We start from the raw sequence: 544 nt of genomic DNA, 5'->3' as shown, positions 1-544 counted from the left end.
CAGGGCGAAGGCCTCGGCCAGCACCAGACCCATCACCTGGCGATCGGTGAAGCCCAGGCACTTCAGCACCGCGAGTTCCGGAATGCGCTCGCGCACCGCCTGGCTCATGGCGACGCCGGTCAGGAACAGGATGGAGAAGAACACCGCGCCGGTGATCAGATTGACGATCAGACCGATGTCTCCGAGCTGGCGGATGAAGCCCAGCTGGAACTCGGATTCCTTCTGGGTCTTGGTTTCGTCCGAGGAGTTCTCGAACTTCGCGTCGATGACGCTTGCGATGCGCTCGGACGCCTCCGGGTCGGCGATGCGCACCACGAAGATGCCGGCGAGACCCTTGCCGCCTGAGCGCGCCTCGTCGAACTGCGCATAGTTCAGATACATCAGGTTCGCGCGCTGCGACCAGTCCTCGTTGACGCCATCGAAGATGCCGACCACCCGCCACTCCCAGGTGCGGCTGCCGCCGGCCTGGGTCCAGATGAAGCTGTTCAGCGGCACGATGTCGCCGACCTTCCAGCCGTACTGCTCCGCCAGATTGCGCCCGACA

Annotated in this window: 1 protein-coding gene; it reads right to left on the bottom strand. The window is 64.5% G+C overall.

All coding sequences use genetic code 11. The features are described 5' to 3' along the window. On the bottom strand, nt 1-544 hold a 544-nt coding region (locus FLQ44_RS22875; RefSeq protein WP_147696181.1), incomplete at both ends, for an ABC transporter permease.

Source organism: Vogesella mureinivorans, from assembly GCF_007644035.1.
Lineage (GTDB): Bacteria > Pseudomonadota > Gammaproteobacteria > Burkholderiales > Chromobacteriaceae > Vogesella > Vogesella mureinivorans.
Note: the sequence above shows the minus strand (reverse complement) of the source record. Positions and strands in the feature narration are given on the sequence as shown.